The sequence below is a fragment of the Acinetobacter sp. YH12129 genome (assembly GCF_013418685.1).
Taxonomy (GTDB): Bacteria; Pseudomonadota; Gammaproteobacteria; order Pseudomonadales; family Moraxellaceae; genus Acinetobacter; species Acinetobacter amyesii.
Window position 1 is genome coordinate 1 of record NZ_VPBP01000025.1, and the last position, 22798, is coordinate 22798.

The window sequence follows — 22798 nt, forward strand, 5'->3', positions numbered from 1 at the left end:
GAGGATCAGAAAGCTTGTTTGAATCGATGTATTTCATCCGCAGATTATGCACGAATGCTAAGAAATCCGGAGTGCAAATATTAACCAAAAAGAAGATCGTTTTTTGATTTATGAAAGAGATCTATTACTACTTTATTAAGCAAGTAGTTTTGAAAAGCAGTAATGTTAAATCTCTAACAACTCGGTTAGTACTGAGCTAAAACTATAATTTCACTAACTAATAAAACAATACACTTTTATTTATTTAACAATTTTTCTTACTATAAACAAAAGAAAATATAACTGTATCACTCATATCATATGTAATTGACTCTACAGAATAATCCCAACCAAATGTTTCTAATAAAGATTTGCAAATAACATTCTTTACAGAATCTGATTTTGCATATTCTTCTAACAAATATATTTTATCTTTTGGAAATGTATAATTATCCATCTGATATATTAATTTAATAGTTGCACCATCTCTGTATATATCTTTCCAAACTGTATATGCATTATTTTTCTTTGGCAGCGTTTGTTTAACGTCGAGAATTGCATCATCTACAAGCAACAAATTTTCATCAGCACCGCTTTTTGCAGTACAACTAACCATTAACATAACAAATATAAATAAACTTAGTATTTTCATCTAATTCTCAAAATAATTTTCAGTGTGAAGATATGTACAATGGATTTATCTTACAAGATTCCTCCACGTTCTTCTTACTTCAATATTGAAACGCATCTCAAGGAAATTAAGAAAAAAATCAATCATAGCCACCGCTCCCTAAATTTTGTAGAATAGCGTTTTTACCCCATGGTGCTTTTCTATGACCGCTTGGACTGCTCATGTCACTGTTGCTACAGTCGTTGAAAAAGACGGAAAATTCCTATTTGTTGAAGAACATACAGAAGGTGTGACCCATACTGTATTTAATCAACCTGCAGGTCATGTTGAAGCTGGCGAAACCATTATTGAAGCCGCCATTCGAGAAACCATGGAAGAAACAGGTCATGATGTAGAAATCACGAACCTCCTAGGCATGTATACTTATACTCCTCCGATGTTCCCTGATCGTACTTATTTCCGTTTCTGTTTCTTAGCTAAGGACATTCAGTACCATTCCGATGCACAGTTAGACACAGGTATTGTCGGTGCAGTATGGATGACGCTTGATGAACTCATTGAGTCTGCCCGTGCGCGCAGTCCATTAGTGATTAAAGCAGTGCAAGATGCTCTTTCAGGTCAAAAATTTCCTTTATCGCTCATTTACGAGCACCAAAATTCTCCCTTAATTTCAAATTTGGATGCTTAATCCTATGCAACAACGTGTCATCGTCGGTATGTCTGGTGGTGTAGATTCTTCTGTATCTGCAGCACTTTTACTTCAACAAGGTTATCAAGTTGAAGGTCTTTTCATGAAAAACTGGGAAGAAGATGACGGCACGGAATACTGTACGGCAATGGAAGATCTTGCCGATGCTCAAGCCGTTTGTGACAAAATTGGTATCAAACTTCATACCGCAAACTTTGCGATGGAATATTGGGACCGTGTCTTTGAGCATTTCTTAGAAGAATATGCCGCAGGTCGTACACCAAACCCAGATATTCTCTGCAACAAAGAAATTAAATTCCGCGCATTTCTAGACCATGCTGTCAACTTAGGTGCTGACTTTATTGCGACAGGCCACTATTGCCGCCGTGGTGAAACGCTAAAAAATTCACGTGGTGAAGAGTATGCACCTCTACTGCGTGGTCTAGACAACAACAAAGACCAAACCTATTTCCTACATGCAGTGCATGGTCGTGAAATTAACAAAACTTTGTTCCCTGTGGGTGAAATTGAAAAACCACAAGTGCGTAAAATCGCTGAAGAATTAGGTCTAATCACCGCGAAGAAAAAAGATTCAACAGGAATTTGCTTTATTGGCGAACGTCGATTTAATGACTTCTTAAAGCAATATTTACCTGCTCAACCCGGAAAAATCGTCCTAGACACGGGTAAAGAGGTTGGTGAACATCACGGCTTAATGTACTATACGCTCGGCCAACGTGGTGGCATCGGTCTTGGTGGTCTAAAAGGTGCTGAAGAAGGCGCTTGGTTTGTACTGCATAAAGATATCGAAGGTAATCGCCTAGTCGTTGGTCAAGGTCATGAACATCCACTCATGCAAAGCACCATTTTATGGTCTGAAGCGATTGATTGGGTGGCTGGTGAACAAGAGATTCCTGAATCAGGCTTCCGCTGCACAGCGAAAACTCGCTATCGTCAGCCTGACCAAGACTGTACAATATTTAAAGACCCTACAGCGCCAAATGGTGTGCGTGTCGAATTCGATGAGCCACAACGTGCTGTTACACCGGGTCAAAGTGTGGTGTTCTACACCGGTGAAGTTTGTTTAGGGGGTGGTGTGATTCATCATACCAATGCGCCTAAACCGGATTTTATTGAATAAGGATTGTTTCGGATGACAGAGTTACCGTTTCAACAGCCTCAGACTCTGAATACTCGCCAAAATCGTGCATTGGCGTTAGCTGCTGTTTTTCAAGCGACACAGCTGACCCACATGACTGCATTGACTGGGCAACAGAGTATCGGGGAAAGCGGTAACTTTTATTTTGAACATCTCATTAAAGCCAGTTTAAATATCCGTCCTAAGTCGAATCAGTCTAGTCAGACGCTTGATTTTTTTAGTGGCTTGGCGGATATTTCGCTGGGATTAAAAACCTTAGAAAGTAGCATTACTCAACCCTTCAATACATCTCCCAAATCTAGACTTCCTAAACTTGCCAATACTAAGCTACCCATGACGTATGCGATGGCGTTATTGCAGTTAGAAAAGAAAGTCTATAGCAATCCTAAATTTGTCGAAATCATCGAACAATCCCAACAAAAAATTCTAAGACAGCTTTCCTTTTTTGATAATAATTATTTACATCCAAGTATCATTGCCAATTTAGCGCAAACCTATATTGAAACTGCTGGCCAAATTAATCCACGTATTATGGTTCGTGGTAATGCCGAAGCATTTAAAGACACCTCTCATACCAATCGCATTCGCGCCACCTTATTTACCGGCTTACAAATGGCACATTTATGGCGTCAGCTCGGTGGTAGCTCATGGGGTATGATTTTCAGTAAGCGCAAGCTACTACAAGATATTCAAGATCTTGCCCGTTTACAGTATCAGGTGGTTTAACTGATGCAGTACAGGCTTTTTGTTTTACGTTTAATTCCAAAATTAAAGGAATCGCTATGAACGCTTTAACCGCACTTTCTCCATTAGATGGACGTTACGCAAGCAAATGTGATGCTCTACGTCCCTTCCTCTCTGAGTTTGGTTTAATCCATGCTCGTGTGACTGTTGAAGTGCGTTGGTTACAAGCGCTTGCAAACCGTCCTGAAATCACTGAAGTTCCAGCGTTCAGTGCTGAAACTAACGCTGCACTTGATGCAATTGTTGCGAACTTCTCTGAAGACAATGCAAACCGCATTAAAGAAATTGAACGTACAACTAACCATGACGTAAAAGCAGTTGAGTACTTCTTAAAAGAGCAAATCGCGCATATTGATGAGCTTAAAAATGCTGGCGAATTCATTCACTTTGCATGTACATCTGAAGACATCAACAACTTGTCTCATGCTTTAATGCTTAAAAATGGCCGTGAAGTTTTAGTTGCAGCAATGCAGCAAATCATCGATTCAATCGTTGCTTTGGCTGAACAACACGCTGAACAACCAATGTTGTCTCGTACACATGGTCAAACTGCAAGCCCAACAACTTTGGGTAAAGAAATGGCGAACGTGGCTTACCGCCTTGCACGTCAAATCAAACAATTCAAACAAGTTGAATTACTTGGTAAAATCAATGGTGCTGTAGGTAACTACAACGCGCACTACTCTGCTTACCCTGAAATTAACTGGCCTGCTCATTCACAAGCATTTGTTGAATCATTAGGTTTAGAATTCAACCCGTACACCACTCAAATCGAACCACATGACTACATGGCGGAACTTTTTGATGCGCTACGTCGTTTCAACACCATCTTGATCGACTTTAACCGTGACGTTTGGGGCTACATCTCACTTGGTTTCTTCAAACAACGTTTGAAAGAAGGTGAAGTTGGTTCTTCAACTATGCCGCATAAAGTAAACCCAATTGACTTCGAAAACTCTGAAGGTAACTTGGGTATTGCAAATGCAGTACTTGCGCATTTAGGCGAAAAACTTCCTGTATCTCGCTGGCAGCGTGACTTAACTGACTCAACTGTTCTTCGTAACATGGGCGTTGGTTTTGCACAAAGTTTGATCGCATTTGAAGCTTGCTCTAAAGGTATTGGTAAACTTGAATTGAATGCTCAACGTATTCTAGAAGACCTTGACCATGCGCAAGAAGTACTTGCTGAACCGATTCAAACTGTTATGCGTCGTTATGCAGTTGAAAAACCATACGAAAAACTTAAAGCCCTAACTCGTGGTCAAGCAATGACTCGTGACATGATGGTTGATTTCGTAAATGGTAATGAGCTTGAAGCTGTTCCTGCTGCTGACCGTGCGCGTCTTGCGACAATGACACCTGCAACTTATACAGGTAATGCATCAACTCAAGCGGCAAACATTAAAGATCTTATTTCTAAAATCTAATTTTAGATAGATCAAAAAACGAGGCTTCATGCCTCGTTTTTTATTTCCACCTATATACTCCTTCTCACTTTGGCATGAGGAACGTGCGCCGCACGGAGATGAGACTATCCATCTCTCCCTTGCGAACTCAGAATATATTCTGCGGATTCTCATCTCCTATAAGGAGAGTGAAAATTTAGAAGTAAATTTTATTCCGCAGGGCAATATTTCGCCCAATCATCTTTCATTCGTTGTAATTCACAGCCTGTTAAAACATCTGAGTAATAAATATAAGGGGCTGTACTAGATAAGATTTAAATTCCAGTCCAAACTCGCAAAGTTTTTAACTGTTGACTTGGACTGCCATAATTAAATCTAAACTCACATTCCTTTAGAAACAAGCGAAAAGATTCTTTAGGAATACCATTATATTTTCTCAATATTCTTTTCGCTTGATTCCAAAAAATTCTCAATTCCATTGATATGATTTTTCCCATTTGCGAAATGAGTTGAATGGTTAACTCTATGGTGGCAAAAACCTGCAACATCCAAAGCATTGTAGCTACCCATTGATCTGTATAAACAATGCTATCTGGTGTGATTTTCTTAGAAATTACAGGCATTAAAGTACCAGACTTAGTATCAGGAACAACAACAGTATAAACTTTACCATTTCGCTTCAATAGACCAAATACGATAACTTTGTCAGCAGCTCCACGTCCTCGTTTCCCTTTACGGGTTCCGCCGAAATAGCTTTCATCTAATTCAATCTCACCATCGAATATTTCAAAGGCTTCAACTTCTAAATGATAAGAAATAATTTTACGAATCTTAGTAAAGAAAAGTGCTGCTGAATTATGATGAATTTTTAATAAATCAGCAGCAGCTCTTGCAGTCACTCCTAGCACGAAAAACTCTAGTAGTTTTAATTGAGTTTTCTTATTTAATTTACAGTTAGTTAGCTTCATTTTCATCGATTAACATAGTGCTAATCTAGTACAGCCCCAAATATAAATATGGCATCAGGATACTGAATTTCATGGCGAAACATCATGCCGCGCAAAGACACTGAGAGCTCTTCTGGAAAATCATCTGTTAAATAAAGTTATTCAAACTCATAGTTAAAATAACAATTTTGAGTCGCAATAAATGCCTCAACAACGGTTATAGTCATTTCCAAATATATAAACTTCGATATACATCTGAGTTTAATACAATCTTTTTGAAAATACTTATCCCTAGTAGCTAGCTGATGACATTTGAAAAAATAATGCACAAATTCTAACGCCGGCGAACTAACACCTTTCATCGCATTATGGCTATACTTGCCGCGAATTATAAACATTGCACACCGATAAAAAATTTGAGCTTTGCCTTTTCATGATTGATTTCAAATTAAAACTTAAGCACATCTTAGCTTTTGCGTTATTAACTCTTGCTATTGCGATCGCCAGTATCCAACCTTTAGAAATGGAAGCGTATATACTCCATCAAATTGGCACAGCGTTTATGCTGATCGTGCTGCTCGTTTTCCTCTATAAAATAGGGCTAAGTTTCGCAACTGTTTGCCTGTATCTTGGCTTTTTACTGATTCATGTCATCGGTGCCCATTATTTATATTCTTATGTGCCTTATTCTGAATGGACACAAGCTCTCTTCGGTTTCAACCTTGACCAAAGCATGGGATGGTCTCGGAATATGTATGATCGGCTTGTACACCTTGCCTATGGATTGCTGCTCTATCCGTTCTTTTATCGCATATTTCAAATCTGGCTACCACAATTAAAAGCCGGAACACTCTTTTTATTGGTCGTACAATTCGTCATGGCGACCAGTTTATTTTATGAATGGATCGAATGGCTGATTGCCATTGGCTTATCACCAGAAGAAGCTGAAAATTATAATGGGCAACAAGGTGATATTTGGGATGCGCATAAAGATATGCTGCTCGCAACACTTGGTGCGATGATCACTGGTGGTATTTGTTTAATGACATCAAATTTGTTGAATAACGCTAAACAAAAGCCTGAATATTTTTTATCTTAAATACTGATGTTACGCACCTAGAAGTAATTTCTCATTTTAAAAATGATTTTTAAGTCTATTCGACGGAGTCTTACATCTAGGAATTGAATAACGGGATTAGCCTTCGGCTGGAGGTACTTTTACGAAACGATGTTTCTCATTCGGCAAAATGAGAAGCGAAGCTTCGCAAGGAAACCATCTTGCGGAGCAATGCTCCTCACCGCAAAACTCGTTCGCTCGCGTCTACGTATTCAAAGTATCGCAAAAAAATTTTTGATTAGAAGCAGCCCTGTCTCAAACACTTGCGGATGACGTTACCGCGTATCGTTGTTTTATTTGAATCAAATTGCACTTCTGGTGTTACTGCGTAACATCAGTTAAATATTTAAGCAGTCCATTGAGTTAAGATTGAATCTGTCATATGCGGGTTCAATTTTCGGTCATAATATTCAAAACAAACGTTTGCGCCCGCTGGCTGTTTTTGCAGCTCATTTGCTATACGTAAATGCCGTGTATATTTTGCATGATTCACTAAAATTTCAACCCGTTCAAAAGGTTGTCTTTTATTTTTATTGCCACTGCTCATATAACGCTGATAACTCACAATAGTGCCGCATGCTTTGGAGCGGACATCTGTCTGTAGTGATGAATAATAAAAATAGCCTGCCAACAGCGTTGCTGCTGGGCAAAACAGCGCAGCATACTGTTTCAGCACAGATGTTTGCGTACTGTGAAAATGCAGCAGATAAATCCAAGGCCAAACCATTAGGCAAATGACACCACCTAAAATAAACAGAAAATTAGACATCATTATCATCAATATCTATGAACGCAACGCAATCTATCACAGCAGCATCATTTAGCATAAAAAAAAGCCCACCAAGGTGGGCTTTAAATACTTCATAACAAAACAATTTTAGAGTTTTGGATCACGCAACTGCACGAGACTCGAATTTGCTTTACTCAATGACTCCATCACTTTAGACATGACTGCAGGAACCAATGAGTCCGCAATTTGTGCTGCTTGTAAGCCCAACTTCTCACCAAGTGTTGGCTTTTTGCGGGTTTCAATCATATATACATCATGTTGTGGCATAAGACTTAACAGATATTCATCTGACGTTTGCAATTTATCGACTAGATTAAGATCAATGGCATCTTGCCCATACCAATGCTCACCTGTTGCAACTTTATCGACATTAAGCTGAGGACGATATTTTTCAACAAAGTGTTTAAATAAGTTATGGGTTTGCTGTAACTCTTCTTCAAATTTGGCTTTACCTTCAGCCGTGTTTTCACCAAACATCGTTACGGTACGTTTAAACTGACCCGCAGTATACAGTTCAAAATCGATATGCTTTTCTTTCAATAAACGGTTAAAGTTCGGCACTTGTGCAACCACACCAATCGAACCCACCACAGCAAATGGTGCTGAAACGATTTCATTTGCAATGCAAGCCATCATATAGCCACCGCTTGCAGCAACTTTATCCACACAAATGGTTAAGTTAAATCCAGCATCACGTAAACGTACCAATTGTGCAGCAGCTAGACCATAGCCATGCACCATCCCGCCTGGACTTTCTAAACGTAAAACCACACGGTCGCGCCCAGCTTTTGCTGTCGCTAAAATCAGGGTAATTTCTTCACGTAGACTTGTTACCGCAGATGCAGCGGTATCACCATTAAAATCGATTACATAAATTTTTTGGTTATTCTTTTTACGTGCGCGCGCTTCTTTTGATAATTGTTGGCTTAGTTGCAGCAGCTCAAGTTTAGATGCAGTCGTTTGCGCAATTTTTTTTCGTTGTTCATTAATACGTGCATTTAAGTGACTTACACGAATTTCCGCAGGCAACTTGGGATTATGAAATAGCATAAAATTGAAACTCATTTAATTCATATTTATGTTGTATAACATGTGGGTTGCATCACAAAAATTCAATCTATTTTTTGAAAATAATTCTCATTGAATCAAATTGAGCATTTTATTTCTATCAGGACTTTTTTACCTTAATATTTACTCCATAAAAAAAGAGCCTTTCGGCTCTATTTTCAAACAGTCTAGATTAACCAAAACGACCGGTAATATAAGCTTCTGTCAGCTGATGATCTGGTTGGGTAAAGACTTTTTCAGTGGAATTGACTTCAATCAAATCACCCAAATGGAAATATGCGGTACGGTCAGATACACGTGCTGCTTGTTGCATCGAGTGGGTCACAATCGCAATGGTATATTGCGCTGAAAGTTCAGTGATGAGTTCTTCTACTTTTGCTGTTGCAATCGGATCGAGTGCTGAACAAGGTTCATCCATCAAAATTACTTCAGGACTGACTGCAATGGTTCGCGCAATACATAGACGCTGCTGCTGACCACCTGAAAGTCCCGTACCTGGTTGACTCAAACGATCTTTCACTTCATCCCAAAGCCCTGCTTTACGCAGACTATTTTCTACAATTTCTTCCATGTCATATTTATCACGTGCCAAACCATGAAGTTTTGGACCATAAGCGACATTATCAAAGATTGACTTTGGAAATGGGTTCGGTTTTTGGAAAACCATACCCACTTGGGCACGCAGTAACACCACATCTAGATTTGGATCATAGATATCTTGATTATCCATGAGCACTTGCCCTGTCACACGACAAGAATCAATCGTGTCATTCATACGGTTGAGCGTACGTAGGAAAGTTGACTTACCACAACCAGACGGACCAATAAAGGCAATCACTTCATTTTCATAAATATTCAGATCAATGCCTTTGATCGCTTCAGATTCGCCATAGTACACATGCACATCATTGGTACTGATTTTCACATTGGTCGATTTCGCATCTTTTTTCGCGCTAGATTGCGTATCGAATTGTGATACAAACGCAGTATTGGTTTGTTTTTGGCTGCCCTGAGCAGAGGTAAATTGTGTTTGTTCTGGATTCACGGACTTATCCTGATCTAAGGAATTCTTTTCTGTTGTAACGACGCTATTCATATAATGCCCTCAATTACCAGCGTACTTCAAATTTCTTACGTAACCAGATGGCTAAACTGTTTAAGCCGATCATGAGAGCAAGAAGTACAATGATTGCTGCTGCGGTACGCCCTTCAAAGAAGTTACGTAGTTCGTTACCTTGCCAAAGGAAAATTTGTACAGGTAATGCAGTGGATTGATCTAAAGGAGTGGCTGGTACACTTGCCACAAAGGCACTCATACCAATCAATAATAATGGAGCAGTTTCACCTAAGGCTTGCGCAACACCAATAATGGCACCAGTTAAGATACCCGGTAATGCCAATGGCAAGACATGGTGAAATACAGTTTGTAAACGTGATGCACCCAAACCTAAAGCGGCTTGGCGGATCGATGGCGGTACAGCTTTCAGTGAAGCACGTGTGGTAATAATGACCGTTGGTAGTGTCATCAAACTTAAGACTAAACCACCAACCACAGGTGCCGAAAGCGGCATGTGCATCCAACCAATAAAGATCGCAGCACCAAGCAAACCAAAGACAATCGAAGGAACTGCTGCTAGGTTGTTAATGTTGACTTCGACAACATCGGTAATCCAGTTTTTAGGTGCAAATTCTTCTAAGTAAATTGCGGATGCTACACCGATTGGAATCGAAATAATGATCACAATCAGCATCATGAAGAGTGAACCCATAAACGCCCCTGCTAAACCTGAAGTTGCAGGTGAGCTACGAGAGTCTGGATTTTTAAATATTTCAGTATTAAATGAGTTAGATATCACACCGTCAGCTTTAAGTTTATCTGCGAGTTGACGCAGTTCCGGACTTAATTGCTGCTGTTCATCAGGCAAGCTACGGTCAATATTACCGGCTAACCAGACATCGACATTGGCATCTGCAAGGATTTTTAAATCTTGTTTTTGACCGATCAATGAAGGATCTACCATAACCATGTCTCGTAAGCGATAAGCTTCTGAACTGGTATATAAACTGTTGAGATCATCACGTTGAGAGGCAATCGCTGGATCTTTTGCAATGATCCCATTCACAATCAGCGCATCCCAATCCACCATGCCCATTTCTGTTTGCCAAGCAATATAACGCTCTTGGAACTGTGCAGGAGATTCACCTTCTTTTTGAACCGGTTTCGCACCTATATTGACAATGCTTGGATCAAAAAACACAGGCACCGTCATCGAGCTTTGCCAGAATGCTGGTAAGCCTTTGGCTAAAATACTGCCAAACAATAGCACGACGAACAATAAGCCAGTCACTACTGCACTAAAGCCCAAGACACGGAAGGTATTTTCTTTACGGTGTCTTTTTGCCAATGAGTTTTCAATGATTTTCTTACGTTTTTCACGAAGCTCTGCGGCTGCGTGCGGATCAAAATTTTGATCCATATTTGATGTATTCGTCGTACTCATTCGTATTGCTCACGGTATTTACGCACAATGTACAGTGCAACAATATTCAGACCTAAAGTAATCACAAACAGTGTTAAACCGAGTGCAAAAGCGACCAATGCTTGAGGACTCGCAAAGTCTGTATCACCTGTTAATTGGTTTACGATGGTAATGGTGACTGTAGATACCGCTTCGAGTGGGTTGATATGCAGTAAAGGACTGTTGCCTGCTGCAAGCACCACAATCATGGTTTCGCCAATCGCACGAGATGCTGCCAATAAGAATGCACCGATGATGCCCGGCAATGCAGCTGGAATCACTACTTGGCGAATGGTTTCTGATTTTGTAGCACCCAAACCGAGTGAACCGTCACGAAGCGCGCGAGGGACTTGGGTAATGATGTCGTCAGATAATGATGAAACGAATGGGATAATCATAATCCCCATCACAAAGCCCGCTGTTAAAGCACTGGTTGCATTAATATCAAGTCCAATATATGCACCGAGCTGTTTTGCAAAGGGTCCAATAATCATTAAGGCAAATACACCGTAAACGATGGTTGGAATACCTGCGAGAACTTCAATGGCCGGTTTTGCCCAAGCACGGAAACTTGGCTTGGCATATTCAGCTAAGTAAATAGCAATCATCAAACCAACAGGAACAGCAACCAATAGCGCAATACCACTCACCATGAGCGTACCCCACAATAAAGGTAATAAGCCGTAGCTGCCTTCTGCACTTCCCGAAGTACTAAAACCTGGGTTCCATTCAGTACCAAAGAAGAAATCGAGTGGATTAACAAAACTAAAGAAGCGCATTGCTTCACTAAACATCGACATTACGATGCCGACAGTGGTCAAAATCGCCACGCCTGAACATAGTGCCAATGCCACATTTAAAACTTTTTCAACTTGGTTTCGTGCACGATATTTTTCTGCGATGCGGCGTTTAGCCATGACTAAACCAATCAATGCCGCACAAATCACAACGGCCAATTTTGCATATGAGCCGATGTTTTCAATTTTCTTTAACTGTTCTGCTGCTGCAAGTTCATATGCAGCTGGCGTATCACTTACCCCAAAACCAGAAGCAATCGCTTGAACGCGGTCAACCATTACGCTCGTGCTTGCAGGATCTAAACTTAAACGAATATTTTCAGGGACATTATTTAAAATAACGTGTTGAAAAATACTCGGTTCAACCAAGTTCCAAACAATCAAGATTAAAAAAGCGGGAATCCCACACCATAAAGCGACCAAAACACCATAATAGCCCGGTCGTGAATGCAACATTGCTGAGTTATTGCCTTTACCTGCAAGTTTGCGACTTTTAGTCAGTCCAACTTGATAAGCGATTGCAATAATTGCGAGCAACACACCAATAAGTAGCAGATTCATGTAATCTCCACTGTTTTTTCAAAAGCCCTTCTTGAAAAAACTGTTTCTTTGCAAAAAGCCAATGGCAGGTCGACCCTGCCATTGGCTATTTCCATACTTTATTTAACAGCCTTACCCGCTTTGAAGTTTGCAAGTACCGCAGCACGTTCTTTGTCAGACATTGAAATTAAGCCTGCTTTTTCTAGCTTAGAACCTTTACCTGATACTTTTTTACTTAGGAAGAATTCTGTGAACTCTTTTAAGCCTTTAATTGATTTTAAGTGCTCGCCTTTAACGTAGAAGAACAATGGACGAGATACTGGGTATGAACCATTTAAAATTGTCTTCTCAGACGGCGCTACATTATTCACTGTTGCTACACGTAGCTTGTCACGGTTTTGGTCATAGAAACCTAGACCGAATACACCTACTGCATTAGGAGACGTTTTCAAGCGTGCCAATGTTTCTGTATAGTCGCCCGCAATTTCAATCACACGACCATCTTTACGGAAAGTTGAGCATGCTTTTTTCTGAGCATCTTTATCTAAAGCTTTGATCGCTGAGTACGTCTCACAACCTGCTTCTACCATTTTTTCTTGGAATACTTCACGTGTACCATGGTTTGATGCAGGAATAACTAAAGTGATTGCTTCGTTTGGTAATGTCGGGTCAATTTGATTCCAACGCGTATATGGGTTTTTAACCATCTTGCCTTGAGATGGTAATTCAGCAGCCAAAGCGGCATACACGTGTTGTGGACGAAGTTTAAATGCTGCTTTTTTCGCATTTGAAGCAAATACGATACCATCATAACCAACTTTGATTTCTAAAATTTGGTTAACACCTGCTTTTTTACATGCAGCTAATTCAGTATCCTTAATTTGACGTGAGGCATTTGCAACGTCAATTGTGTTGTCGCCAACACCGTTACAGAACTGTTTCAAACCGCCTGAAGTACCACCTGAACCTACGACAGGTGCTTTAAATTGTGGGAATGTATTACCAAATTCTTCTGCAACAATACTTGCATAAGGCAGTACAGTTGAAGAACCAGCAATTTGGATCGTGTCACGAGCTGCATTTGCAGTTGTAGCGACTGTTGCCCCAGTAGTGAGTACCATAGCAAGTGCGATATGATTTAAGCGCATTCTCATCTCTCTTTATTGATGCATTTATTGGAGTACGCCACTTTCTAATAAAGTCTTGTACTTTTTCGATATACGCATTTTGATTTTAGAGTATGACAGTTAGGTTACATCTTTATGACGCTTTTATGATAATTGATGATTGCACATTGATTTAAATATAATTCTTTATTTTTCAATACGTAATGAAATTTATCAAAGTATTGGTCTTATTTATTTCTACTTTGATATTCGTAAGAATTCATGTCACTGTCATATTTTGTCTTATTTTCTTTTTTCAAATTCTCCTCTTTTTCTGAATGATGCACATTTGCATGTTCGATTTTTTATTCACTCATATTCCAATAATTGAAATTTCATTACATTTTTAGTTCGCTCAATATGCAAGTTTACATAAAAACAGAGCCTAAAATGACCAGTAAAGCCATTGCGACATTTAATCCGGACTTGCCTGTGCATATGACTTTTGAAGAACATGACTGGCACTTACTTGCAGAATTTTGGTATCCCATTGCACTCGCTCGAGACATTACAGAACAGCCTTATGGCACCATGCTTTTAGATATGCCGCTCGTCATTTATAAAATGGGAGAAGAACTGATTGTCGCTAAAGATGCCTGCCCTCACCGCGGCGTCCCACTCAGCTTAGGTAAAAATGATGGTCTAGGGATAGTCTGCCGCTATCATGGCTTACGCTTTGGTGAACACGGTCATTGCAACCGCATCCCTGCACATCCTGAGCACAAAATTTCACCTCGCTTTAACTTACGTACTTATGCCGCTGTTGAGCGTTATGGACTGATATGGTGTTCGCTCACTGCCACTAAAGATGCTGCGCCAAACATTCCAGTCATGCCATATTGGGATGAAGCCGAGTTTCAGCAATTGGTGTGCCCAACGGTCGATTTTCAATGTTTTGCAGGCCGTCAGCTTGAAGGCTTTATTGATGTCGCGCATTTTGCTTGGGTACATCCTGATACCTTTGGCGACCCTGAAAATGTAGAAGTGCCTGACTATAAAACCACGGAAACAGCAACTGGCTTTAATGCAGACTATTGGAGCAGTGTTGGGCGCTACCCAATTGGATTAGAACAACGAGGACAAGATGGCTTTGAATGGCTACGGCATTTTGAGATTCATCTACCCTTTACTGCAACGCTCACCATACATTTTCCAAACGACAGCAAGCAAGTGATTATGAATGCGGCATCCCCCATGACTGCCCGCTCCACCCGTCTATTTGCTCCCATTTGCCGCAATTATGACAAAGACTTACCTGTCGAAGATGCTTATGACTTTAACCTGAAAATATTTGAAGAAGACCGTTTAGTCTCTGAATCGCAAAAGCCTGAATATTTACCCTTAGATTTAAGCATCGAAGCGCATTTCCCTGCGGACCGCAGTTCGAGTATGTACCGCAAACTGCTGCGTAAGAAAGGTTTTAGTCCATTATTTGCGGCATAACATCAATATCGTATTGCATTCACCTCACCCTAACCCTCTCCTACAAGGAGAGGGAAACTCCTTTACAAGCCTTCTATTGGTTATAAATATTAAGTGGTATCTCATTCATCAAATGATAAACATCAATGAATATCGCGACTGGCGACAGGGATGTCACTATAAGGTAATGGTCACATGGATGTACCTTTTCCCTGAGAAGGATTTTAGTTACTTTGATCCGTCAAAGTAAAAATCTGCCTACACAGTAAACTATCATCACTCAATGAAAAATTGTGGCCATGTAATAAATTAAGCGCCTTTTCATTTAAAACAAAAAAAAGGAGCTCAAATGAGCTCCTTCTTCTACAACTACAAAATGACAATTAGTCAATTGCAGGTGTATATGTACCGTCAGCGATTGGGCCTTTGATACGGTCAGCTTCTGCAAGCACCAGAGCAAGCAAATTCTTCACGTTGTCTAAAGTCGCTACTGGGCTTAAAGTCGTCATTTTCAAAGATTGAACCTGACCTACTTTAGTTACACCAATATTCGCTTCACCACGTGCAAACAATTCGTCTGCTACGTTTTGGTTCAATGTATCTAACAATTCAGCTGGGTAGCCTGCTGGCACTACACGGAACAATACCGATGCAAATTGCGGATCAACCAGCATTTCTAGACCGTCAGTTGCATTGATATAATCTGCAACATCACGTGTTAGACCTACACCATGGTCGATCATCGAACCATAAAGCTCTTCACCTAGCGCTTCAACCGTCATCCACAATTTCAACGCGTCAAAACGGCGAGTTGTTTGTAGTGACTTAGACACCAAGTTAGGAACCCCATGCTCTTCATCATAAGCAGAGTTTAAGTACTCAGCTTCATAATGCATGAAACGATAGTTCGCTTCATCTTTCAGCAAGAACGCACCACATGAAATCGTTTGGAAGTAATGCTTATGGAAATCAAGCGTTACCGAGTCAGACAGTTCAATACCGTCTAACATATCACGGTAATCATTCGATAAAATTAAAGCACCACCCCATGCTGCGTCGATATGCATCCACGCGCCATATTTGTTGGTGATTGCACGAACTTCTTTCAATGGGTCAATTGCGCCTGCATCGGTTGTACCCGCAGTTGCAACTACACATGCGACGATTTTACCTTCAGCTTGAAGGTGCGCCATGGTTTTCTCAAGTGCATCCATGTCCATGCGTGCATTTGCATCTACAGGAACAGTCACTACAGATTGGAAGCCCATACCCATCATGGCCATGTTCTTTTGCACAGAGAAGTGTGCGTTTTCAGAACAGATCACTTTGACGTTACGCATTGCTTCCGCAGGTACGCCGTCACGCTGAACAGACCACGGTCTACCGTTTTCGTCTTTCCAGTTTTTAGCAATACATGCATCACGTGCAAGCAAAACACCCATTAAGTTAGACTGCGTACCGCCAGAGGTGAATACACCTGCTTGACCTGCACCATAGCCAACTTTTTGGCGAAGCCAGTCAATTAACTGAACTTCCATCAATGAACCTGCAGGGCTTTGATCCCATGAGTCCATAGATTGGTTTGTCGCGTTAATTAACACTTCCGCAATTTGGCTAGTGACCATTGTTGGACAGTGTAAATGCGCGAGTGAATGAGGATGATGCACCTTTAAACTTTTGTTTAAGAACAGCTCAACCATACGGTCTAGTGATTTTTGTACACCCATACCTTCTTTAGAAGGATTGAATGCAATTGCACTACGAAGCTCTTTAATACTACCGCCGGTGTACATTTTGTCATTTTGCAACCATGCAGAAACGGCTTTTACCGCTTCGCCCATTGCTGACTGGTAGTCAGCAATGGATTGTGCATCATTGCAGAATAACGCTTTACGATGTTCTGCAAAATCAACCATTATTACGCGCCTCGAGTTGCAACAAGTGCTTCAGCAAGTGCTTTCTTGAAGCGAACGATCACCTCAATACATTCAGCTTGATTGATGATCAATGGGCAAAGTAAACGAATGACTGTACCGTTACGACCACCTTTTTCTAACAACAATTTGTTGTTGAAACATGCTGCTTGAATTGCTGCTGCCAATTGAGAATCACCTGGTAAAGAACCCATGTGATCTGCTTTTTGACGCTCATCAACAATTTCAACACCAATCATCAAGCCACGACCACGTACATTACCGATACATGGGAATTCTACAGCTAATTTTTTCAATTCAGCTTGTAAGAAATCACCACGTTCTTGTGCGTTTTGCGCAAGATTTTGCTCTTTGATGGTTTTTATTGTTGCAAGACCAGTACCCATAGCAAGTTGGTTACCACGGAATGTACCCGTGTGACCCGCTGGTTGCCATGCGTCAAACTTACGTTTAATACCCAATACTGCAAGTGGTAAGCTACCACCAACTGCTTTAGACATTACAACGACGTCTGGCTCAATACCTGCATGTTCAAAGGCAAACATTTTACCTGAACGTGCAAAGCCCGCTTGTACTTCATCAAGAATCAACACGATGTTGTGCTTTTCAGTCACTTCTCGGATTTTCTTTAACCATTTTACAGGTGCAGTCACCACACCGCCTTCACCTTGGATTGCTTCCAAGATTACAGCTGCAGGTTTTGTTACACCGCTTTCTACGTCTTCAATGAAGTTTTCGAAATAATACGTTAATGCGTCTACACCCGCTTCACCACCAATGCCTAATGGGCAACGGTATTCATGCGGATACGGCATAAATTGAACACCCGGCATTAAGCCGTTCACAGCATTTTTAGCAGACAAGTTACCTGTCATTGCTAAAGAACCGTGAGTCATACCATGGTAACCACCTGAGAAGCTGATTACTGAACTACGACCAGTGTAAGTTTTTGCTAATTTAATTGCTGCTTCTGTACCATCTGCACCAGACGGGCCACAGAACTGTAGACAATACTCTTCTTTACCACCAGGTAATTGCTCAAGTAGTGCTTCAGTAAAAGCATCTTTTAAAGGCGTTGTTAAATCCAAAGTATGCAATGGGAGGCCACTTGCAAGTGTATCTTGGATACTTTGAATTACCGCAGGATGATTATGGCCTAATGCCAATGTTCCTGCCCCAGCTAAACAATCGAGGTACTCTGTACCTTCAACATCGGTAACCCAACAACCTAAAGCTTTTGCTATCGCAAGTGGAAGTTTACGCGGATAGCTACGAACATTGGATTCCATCTGGCTTTGGCGAGTCAAATAGTATTCGTTAGTAGAATTAGTGGCAGGGTTTACAGAAGAAACGCTCATATCGAATTACCATCTCTGATATGGGTTGAAAGAAATAAGTCGGGTGACTTGCGGTCCTTTGACTCGGTGCTTTATGAGTTTCTAGTTAGTTTTAAGAGCTCTTTGTGTAATGGCTAACTAGACGGCGGATGATACAGACTTTTTCAATAAAATAAATCACTTTTATGATCAAATAAAAAGATAATTGAGAGAAAAAACAGATCTATGCCATGGATAACCTGAATTATCATCTTACAGTGTGACAAAACAAAGAAAACCTTTTTATTTTATGCTTTTTTACAATTTATGAATGATTATTGTAATCTTCAAACATTTACGCAATTAAGTATTGATTATTTGAAGCAATATTCATCAAGCAATGCATTTATTTTTCTTGAAAGATTTACAATCCCACCACAGATTTTCCTTTAATCCATCACAATCCCCTTTTAAGATTTTAAGATAAGAGCATAAGCTAAATTAGTCATTCTGAAAGAAGAATAGGTCATAACAATGCGTAAAATTATCTTATCTACTGTTTTATTAGCATCCGGTCTAGGTTTGGCAGCAGCAACTCAAGCAGCCGACCCACTCAATTACAACATCGTGAACATTCAGGCGGATGCTACTCGCCAAGTGTCGAACGACCAAATGTATGCCGTTTTATATATTGAAAAATCAAATAAACAACCGGCTGAACTTGCTACCCAAATCAACCAATTGATGACCCAAGCGGTGAACACAGCCCGTAAATACCCTGCGGTAAAAATCGAAACGGGATCTCAAAGCACCTACCCGATTTATGACAATGACAGTCGTAAATTGAAAGAATGGCGTGGTCGTGCCGAAGTGCGTTTAGAAAGTACAAATTTTAAAGCAGCTAGCCAGTTGGTAAGCGAGTTACAACAAAATTTCCAAACTCAGTCCATCAGCTTTAGTGTGTCAGATGCACAGCGTAAAAAAGTTGAAAATGAACTGATGGTTGAAGTATCCAAAAACTTTCAACAACGTGCCCAAGCGCTCGCTCAGGCATGGAATAAATCAGGCTACAACTTGGTTAATATTAATTTAAATACCAGCAATTATGGTGGTCAGCCAGTTCCGCGTATGGCGATGATGAAAGCTGCGGCAGCTGATGCTATTCCTGAGCAAGAAATGGCAGGTGGCGAATCTAAAATCACGGTAAATGCCAACGGTACCATCCAGTTTAAATAATTAAGTATATTTCAAGAAACCGTGCTTTAGCGCGGTTTTTTTGACTATAAATTCCATCTAATCTTTATTTAAACCAAACAGTATTTCACCCGTTCATCAGATGCAACAGGTGGTAAATATATTGGTCAGCCACGTACTTTCTTTTTACAAACTTCATTCGACTTTTAAACTGATCTAAATATAAAAATCCCACCAAGTGTGGGATTTTTATTGAACAATACATATGGACATCCATATATTCATATGTAAAGATATATGCAAATCCATATATACAGATAAACATGGAACAGACTGAATTTTTCAAATTACTTGCAGATGAGACTCGTCTGAACATCATCATGCTGTTGGCATGTAAAGGTGAACTCTGCGTCTGCGAACTCACTGAGTCCCTTGAATTAAGCCAACCTAAAATTTCGCGTCATTTGGCATTACTGCGTTCATCAGGTGTGCTGAGTGATCAACGTAAAGGTCAATGGGTCTATTACTCCATTCACCCTGCACTGCCTACTTGGTGCACACAAATACTCGATGTCATGCGTCACCAAGAACGATTTAAAGACCTAGATTTAAATTCCCCAAAAAACACGACAACATTGTGTGAAACGCTATGAATTTTTTATTTCTATGTACTGGCAATAGCTGCCGCAGCATTTTATCCGAAGTACTTTTTAACCAGCGTGCCCCTGAAGGTTTCCGTGCCTATAGCGCAGGAAGTAAACCTTCAGGACAAGTCCACCCGTTTACCTTGAAAACCCTACAAAACATTAATCTACCGACTGAGGGTTTGTCGAGTAAATCCATCGCAGCATGTGAACAATACCAACCCGATGTGGTAATTACCGTCTGTGGTTCTGCCGCTCAAGAAGCTTGCCCAATTTACTTAGGTTCTGCCATCAAAGCCCACTGGGGCTTAGAAGATCCTTCCCATTTAGAGCTTGCAGATGACATCAAACTTGCAGCTTTTCTTGATACCGTGGCGCATATTAACCGCCGTTTAGATGCTTTATTTACGCTCGATATTACGCAATTAAGTCGCGAAGAACTCAACCAAGAAATCCAAAAAATTTCAGAGATCCAATAATGGCTGCTGCAAAACTGTCATTTCTAGACCGCAATCTAACGCTATGGATTTTTATCGCAATGGGGCTAGGCATTGCGATTGGCGTGTATATTCCTAGTGCTTCAAGAGCTTTAAATCAACTCAATATTGGTGATGTCAATATTGCGATTGCCATTGGTTTAATCCTGATGATGTATCCACCTTTGGCGAAAGTGGATTACAAAGCGCTGCCTGAAGTGTTTAAAGACAAACGCACCCTATACCTTTCACTGCTTCAAAATTGGTTAATCGCACCTTGCCTGATGTTTATTTTGGCTATCGTGTTTTTACAACACTACCCTGAATACATGACCGGTTTGATTCTGATTGGTTTAGCACGTTGTATTGCAATGGTTCTGGTTTGGAATGATCTCGCTTGTGGGGATAACCAATACGTTGCGGCTTTAGTGGCATTTAACAGTATTTTCCAAATTGCATTTTTTAGTACCTACGCATGGTTCTTTTTGAGTTTTTTACCGCCATATTTTGGTATCGAAGCACAAGTAATCCAAGTCAGCTTTTGGACCATCACACATGCAGTATTGGTGTATCTAGGTATTCCCTTCCTGCTCGGTTTCCTGACGCGTGCCATATTGGTAAAACAAAAAGGTCTGGATTGGTATAAAAATCAATTTATACCCAAAATCAGCCCCATCAGTTTAATCGCATTACTCTTTACCATTGTGGTGATGTTTAGCCTCAAAGGTGCAGATGTCGTGAGCCTTCCGATGGATGTACTGCGTATTGCCATTCCCCTCACAATCTACTTTGTGGTGATGTTTTTCATTAGCTTTTTGATGAGCAAATGGATGGGCAATAACTACGCCAAAACCACTGCGATATCCTTTACCGCAGCAGGTAATAATTTTGAACTTGCCCTCGCTGTTGCCATCGCCACCTTTGGCATTGCATCTCCGATTGCATTTACCACGATTATTGGCCCATTGGTTGAAGTCCCTGTGCTGATTGCATTAGTGAGTGTATCGCTATGGTTAAAACGCAAATGGTATAAAGAGAACTAAAATGAAGCTCCCCAATATTCAACTAGATCTACTTGAAACACCGCGTTTTGAGCAAGTTCAAGCTAAAGCACTGGAACATCCGCCACGCATCCTGCTGCTATATGGCTCCAACCGTGAACGCTCATTTAGCCGCTTAACGGTATTGGAGGCGGGTCGAATCCTTGAACATTTTGGTGCAGAAGTCAAAATCTTTCATCCTAAAGGTCTTCCACTACCGGAAGATGCTGAAACCTCCCATCCTAAAGTTCAGGAATTACATGAATTACTTGCATGGTCTGAAGGCATGGTTTGGTGTTCTCCAGAACGACATGGTGCGATGAGCTCTATATTGAAAGCACAAATTGATTGGATTCCTTTAGCTGCAGGTGCCATTCGTGCTACTCAAGGTAAAACGCTGGCGTTAATGCAAGTCAGTGGTGGTTCGCAATCTTTTAATGCTGTTAATCAAATGCGCATCCTTGGGCGTTGGATGCGGATGATCACGATTCCAAATCAATCTTCCGTTGCGAAAGCATTTTTAGAGTTTGATGAAAATGATCGCATGAAACCTTCCTCCTATTACACTCGCATTGTCGATGTGATGGAGGAATTATATAAATTTACCCTACTCACACGTGGTCAATCTGCCTACCTCACAGATCGCTATTCTGAACGAGTTGAAAGTGCGGAAGAACTCTCTAAACGAGTTAATCAAAAGAACCTTTAATGAAAAACTCCTGCATCTGTGCAGGAGTTTTGGTCTAAAATATCCATCCGTTTCAACTTAAACTAATAATTTATAAAATAATGTCGTTGAATCTATTGTCCCTGTATGGCTCAATGCAAATTGCGGAATGATCCCAGCTTTTATAAAGCTAAATTTTTCATATAGCTTTTCAGAGACATCGCCTGTACGCGTATCAAGTACAAGTAATTTCAAGTTCAAGTGTTTTGCTTTATCTTCTGCAAGTGTTAATAGTTGGTGAGCAATGCCTTGCTGACGTACCTTTGGATGCACCATAAGTTTTTCAATCTCAGCACGATGCAGTGCATTGGCTTTGGTGGCACGAACCAATTGTACTGTGCCCACAACTTCACCGCTTTGCAGCGCCACCCACAAAAAGGTTTTATGCTTTTGAATATCCTTTGCCACAGCAGACCAATATTCATCATAGTGCGACTTAGATTCTTCTGCTAAAAAATCCAGTGATGCACCATCTTGCACACATTGGGCCAATA

22 protein-coding genes and 1 pseudogene are annotated in these 22798 nt (G+C 40.5%); 12 read left to right on the forward strand and 11 right to left on the reverse strand.

Annotated features, from left to right (window positions below):
• Nucleotides 1–244 precede the first annotated feature (244 nt).
• Nucleotides 245–631, reverse strand: a complete 387-nt coding sequence (locus tag FTU65_RS12140) for a hypothetical protein (protein ID WP_180010413.1) — start codon at nucleotides 629–631, stop codon at nucleotides 245–247.
• Between the two features lie 181 nt (nucleotides 632–812).
• On the opposite strand from FTU65_RS12140, the gene FTU65_RS12145 reads away from it, so the two are divergent.
• From FTU65_RS12145 to purB, 4 genes are read left to right on the forward strand one after another with little or no spacing between them, the layout of a single operon-like run.
• A complete protein-coding gene (locus FTU65_RS12145; RefSeq protein WP_180010414.1) occupies nucleotides 813–1298 on the forward strand; it encodes an NUDIX hydrolase in 486 nt (161 codons plus the stop codon).
• Between the two features lie 4 nt (nucleotides 1299–1302).
• On the forward strand, nucleotides 1303–2439 hold the full coding sequence (gene mnmA / locus FTU65_RS12150; RefSeq protein ID WP_168379207.1) for a tRNA 2-thiouridine(34) synthase MnmA: 1137 nt from the start codon (nucleotides 1303–1305) through the stop codon (nucleotides 2437–2439).
• Between the two features lie 12 nt (nucleotides 2440–2451).
• Nucleotides 2452–3183, forward strand: a complete 732-nt coding sequence (hflD, locus tag FTU65_RS12155; RefSeq protein WP_078190181.1) for a high frequency lysogenization protein HflD — start codon at nucleotides 2452–2454, stop codon at nucleotides 3181–3183.
• 56 nt (nucleotides 3184–3239) lie between these two features.
• Nucleotides 3240–4628, forward strand: a complete 1389-nt coding sequence (gene purB, locus FTU65_RS12160; RefSeq protein ID WP_180010415.1) for an adenylosuccinate lyase — start codon at nucleotides 3240–3242, stop codon at nucleotides 4626–4628.
• 293 nt (nucleotides 4629–4921) lie between these two features.
• Here the strand turns inward: purB and FTU65_RS12165 are convergent, their stop codons facing one another.
• Nucleotides 4922–5581 carry an IS1595 family transposase gene (locus tag FTU65_RS12165; protein WP_180010416.1) on the reverse strand — a complete coding sequence of 220 codons (660 nt, stop codon included), beginning with the start codon at nucleotides 5579–5581 and terminating at the stop codon, nucleotides 4922–4924.
• 406 nt (nucleotides 5582–5987) lie between these two features.
• On the opposite strand from FTU65_RS12165, the gene FTU65_RS12170 reads away from it, so the two are divergent.
• On the forward strand, nucleotides 5988–6653 hold the full coding sequence (locus tag FTU65_RS12170; protein ID WP_180004911.1) for a DUF2238 domain-containing protein: 666 nt from the start codon (nucleotides 5988–5990) through the stop codon (nucleotides 6651–6653).
• A gap of 364 nt (nucleotides 6654–7017) precedes the next feature.
• Here the strand turns inward: FTU65_RS12170 and FTU65_RS12175 are convergent, their stop codons facing one another.
• The 6 genes from FTU65_RS12175 to FTU65_RS12200 form a co-directional block, all read right to left on the reverse strand.
• Nucleotides 7018–7443, reverse strand: coding sequence for a hypothetical protein (locus FTU65_RS12175; protein WP_257222996.1), 426 nt, complete (start codon nucleotides 7441–7443; stop codon nucleotides 7018–7020).
• A 105-nt stretch (nucleotides 7444–7548) separates the two neighbouring features.
• The gene (gene sohB, locus FTU65_RS12180) at nucleotides 7549–8511 is read right to left on the reverse strand and encodes a protease SohB (protein ID WP_078190186.1); all 963 of its coding nucleotides are present in this window, start codon (nucleotides 8509–8511) and stop codon (nucleotides 7549–7551) included.
• A 190-nt stretch (nucleotides 8512–8701) separates the two neighbouring features.
• On the reverse strand, nucleotides 8702–9625 hold the full coding sequence (gene pstB, locus FTU65_RS12185; RefSeq protein WP_218949716.1) for a phosphate ABC transporter ATP-binding protein PstB: 924 nt from the start codon (nucleotides 9623–9625) through the stop codon (nucleotides 8702–8704).
• 13 nt (nucleotides 9626–9638) lie between these two features.
• On the reverse strand, nucleotides 9639–11030 hold the full coding sequence (gene pstA / locus FTU65_RS12190) for a phosphate ABC transporter permease PstA (protein ID WP_180065638.1): 1392 nt from the start codon (nucleotides 11028–11030) through the stop codon (nucleotides 9639–9641).
• Nucleotides 11027–12406, reverse strand: a complete 1380-nt coding sequence (gene pstC / locus FTU65_RS12195; RefSeq protein WP_180010418.1) for a phosphate ABC transporter permease subunit PstC — start codon at nucleotides 12404–12406, stop codon at nucleotides 11027–11029. Before pstC ends, pstA begins: the two co-directional genes overlap by 4 nt.
• A gap of 98 nt (nucleotides 12407–12504) precedes the next feature.
• Entirely contained in the window at nucleotides 12505–13533 is a 1029-nt protein-coding gene (locus FTU65_RS12200; protein ID WP_373683468.1) for a substrate-binding domain-containing protein, read from the reverse strand.
• 408 nt (nucleotides 13534–13941) lie between these two features.
• On the opposite strand from FTU65_RS12200, the gene FTU65_RS12205 reads away from it, so the two are divergent.
• Complete coding sequence (locus tag FTU65_RS12205) at nucleotides 13942–14994, forward strand: Rieske 2Fe-2S domain-containing protein (protein WP_180010419.1); 1053 nt, start codon at nucleotides 13942–13944, stop codon at nucleotides 14992–14994.
• Nucleotides 14995–15356: 362 nt separating this feature from the next.
• Here FTU65_RS12205 and FTU65_RS12210 read toward each other — a convergent pair whose 3' ends face one another.
• Together FTU65_RS12210 and FTU65_RS12215 are read right to left on the reverse strand one after the other, a co-directional pair.
• Nucleotides 15357–16889, reverse strand: coding sequence for an aspartate aminotransferase family protein (locus tag FTU65_RS12210; RefSeq protein ID WP_180007695.1), 1533 nt, complete (start codon nucleotides 16887–16889; stop codon nucleotides 15357–15359).
• 2 nt (nucleotides 16890–16891) lie between these two features.
• Complete coding sequence (locus tag FTU65_RS12215) at nucleotides 16892–18265, reverse strand: diaminobutyrate--2-oxoglutarate transaminase (protein WP_180004919.1); 1374 nt, start codon at nucleotides 18263–18265, stop codon at nucleotides 16892–16894.
• 492 nt (nucleotides 18266–18757) lie between these two features.
• Between FTU65_RS12215 and FTU65_RS12220 the strand changes: the two genes are divergently transcribed.
• The 6 genes and pseudogenes from FTU65_RS12220 (at nucleotide 18758) to arsH (ending at nucleotide 22286) form a co-directional block, all read left to right on the forward strand.
• Nucleotides 18758–19459, forward strand: coding sequence for an SIMPL domain-containing protein (locus tag FTU65_RS12220; protein ID WP_180004920.1), 702 nt, complete (start codon nucleotides 18758–18760; stop codon nucleotides 19457–19459).
• 75 nt (nucleotides 19460–19534) lie between these two features.
• A pseudogene (locus FTU65_RS16555) lies at nucleotides 19535–19627 on the forward strand (hypothetical protein); the annotation flags it as partial.
• A 113-nt stretch (nucleotides 19628–19740) separates the two neighbouring features.
• The gene (locus FTU65_RS12225; protein WP_168379193.1) at nucleotides 19741–20070 is read left to right on the forward strand and encodes a metalloregulator ArsR/SmtB family transcription factor; all 330 of its coding nucleotides are present in this window, start codon (nucleotides 19741–19743) and stop codon (nucleotides 20068–20070) included.
• Nucleotides 20067–20540: an arsenate reductase ArsC gene (locus tag FTU65_RS12230; RefSeq protein ID WP_180010420.1), complete on the forward strand. Its 474-nt coding sequence runs from the start codon at nucleotides 20067–20069 to the stop codon at nucleotides 20538–20540. The genes FTU65_RS12225 and FTU65_RS12230 overlap by 4 nt, the downstream gene beginning before the upstream one ends.
• Entirely contained in the window at nucleotides 20540–21580 is a 1041-nt protein-coding gene (gene arsB / locus FTU65_RS12235) for an ACR3 family arsenite efflux transporter (RefSeq protein WP_180065640.1), read from the forward strand. The genes FTU65_RS12230 and arsB overlap by 1 nt, the downstream gene beginning before the upstream one ends.
• 1 nt (nucleotide 21581) lies before the next feature.
• On the forward strand, nucleotides 21582–22286 hold the full coding sequence (gene arsH / locus FTU65_RS12240; protein ID WP_078191860.1) for an arsenical resistance protein ArsH: 705 nt from the start codon (nucleotides 21582–21584) through the stop codon (nucleotides 22284–22286).
• A 57-nt stretch (nucleotides 22287–22343) separates the two neighbouring features.
• On the opposite strand, the gene FTU65_RS12245 is transcribed toward arsH, so the two are convergent.
• Nucleotides 22344–22796 (reverse strand): GNAT family N-acetyltransferase, encoded by a 453-nt coding sequence (locus FTU65_RS12245; RefSeq protein ID WP_218952802.1) that lies wholly within the window; start codon nucleotides 22794–22796, stop codon nucleotides 22344–22346.
• Nucleotides 22797–22798: the final 2 nt, after the last annotated feature.

Coding starts and splice junctions, on each gene's coding strand:
- FTU65_RS12220 (WP_180004920.1), top strand. CDS start 18,758: ATGCGTAAAATTATCTTATCTACTGTTTTATTAGCATCCGGTCTAGGT.
- arsB (WP_180065640.1), top strand. CDS start 20,540: ATGGCTGCTGCAAAACTGTCATTTCTAGACCGCAATCTAACGCTATGG.
- FTU65_RS12205 (WP_180010419.1), top strand. CDS start 13,942: ATGACCAGTAAAGCCATTGCGACATTTAATCCGGACTTGCCTGTGCAT.
- FTU65_RS12215 (WP_180004919.1), bottom strand. CDS start 18,265: ATGAGCGTTTCTTCTGTAAACCCTGCCACTAATTCTACTAACGAATAC.
- FTU65_RS12230 (WP_180010420.1), top strand. CDS start 20,067: ATGAATTTTTTATTTCTATGTACTGGCAATAGCTGCCGCAGCATTTTA.
- sohB (WP_078190186.1), bottom strand. CDS start 8,511: ATGCTATTTCATAATCCCAAGTTGCCTGCGGAAATTCGTGTAAGTCAC.
- FTU65_RS12210 (WP_180007695.1), bottom strand. CDS start 16,889: ATGGTTGATTTTGCAGAACATCGTAAAGCGTTATTCTGCAATGATGCA.
- FTU65_RS12145 (WP_180010414.1), top strand. CDS start 813: ATGACCGCTTGGACTGCTCATGTCACTGTTGCTACAGTCGTTGAAAAA.
- pstB (WP_218949716.1), bottom strand. CDS start 9,625: ATGAATAGCGTCGTTACAACAGAAAAGAATTCCTTAGATCAGGATAAG.
- mnmA (WP_168379207.1), top strand. CDS start 1,303: ATGCAACAACGTGTCATCGTCGGTATGTCTGGTGGTGTAGATTCTTCT.
- FTU65_RS12225 (WP_168379193.1), top strand. CDS start 19,741: ATGGAACAGACTGAATTTTTCAAATTACTTGCAGATGAGACTCGTCTG.
- pstA (WP_180065638.1), bottom strand. CDS start 11,030: ATGAGTACGACGAATACATCAAATATGGATCAAAATTTTGATCCGCAC.
- purB (WP_180010415.1), top strand. CDS start 3,240: ATGAACGCTTTAACCGCACTTTCTCCATTAGATGGACGTTACGCAAGC.
- pstC (WP_180010418.1), bottom strand. CDS start 12,406: ATGAATCTGCTACTTATTGGTGTGTTGCTCGCAATTATTGCAATCGCT.
- FTU65_RS12165 (WP_180010416.1), bottom strand. CDS start 5,581: ATGAAAATGAAGCTAACTAACTGTAAATTAAATAAGAAAACTCAATTA.
- FTU65_RS12140 (WP_180010413.1), bottom strand. CDS start 631: ATGAAAATACTAAGTTTATTTATATTTGTTATGTTAATGGTTAGTTGT.
- hflD (WP_078190181.1), top strand. CDS start 2,452: ATGACAGAGTTACCGTTTCAACAGCCTCAGACTCTGAATACTCGCCAA.
- FTU65_RS12200 (WP_373683468.1), bottom strand. CDS start 13,533: ATGCGCTTAAATCATATCGCACTTGCTATGGTACTCACTACTGGGGCA.
- FTU65_RS12175 (WP_257222996.1), bottom strand. CDS start 7,443: ATGATGTCTAATTTTCTGTTTATTTTAGGTGGTGTCATTTGCCTAATG.
- arsH (WP_078191860.1), top strand. CDS start 21,582: ATGAAGCTCCCCAATATTCAACTAGATCTACTTGAAACACCGCGTTTT.
- FTU65_RS12170 (WP_180004911.1), top strand. CDS start 5,988: ATGATTGATTTCAAATTAAAACTTAAGCACATCTTAGCTTTTGCGTTA.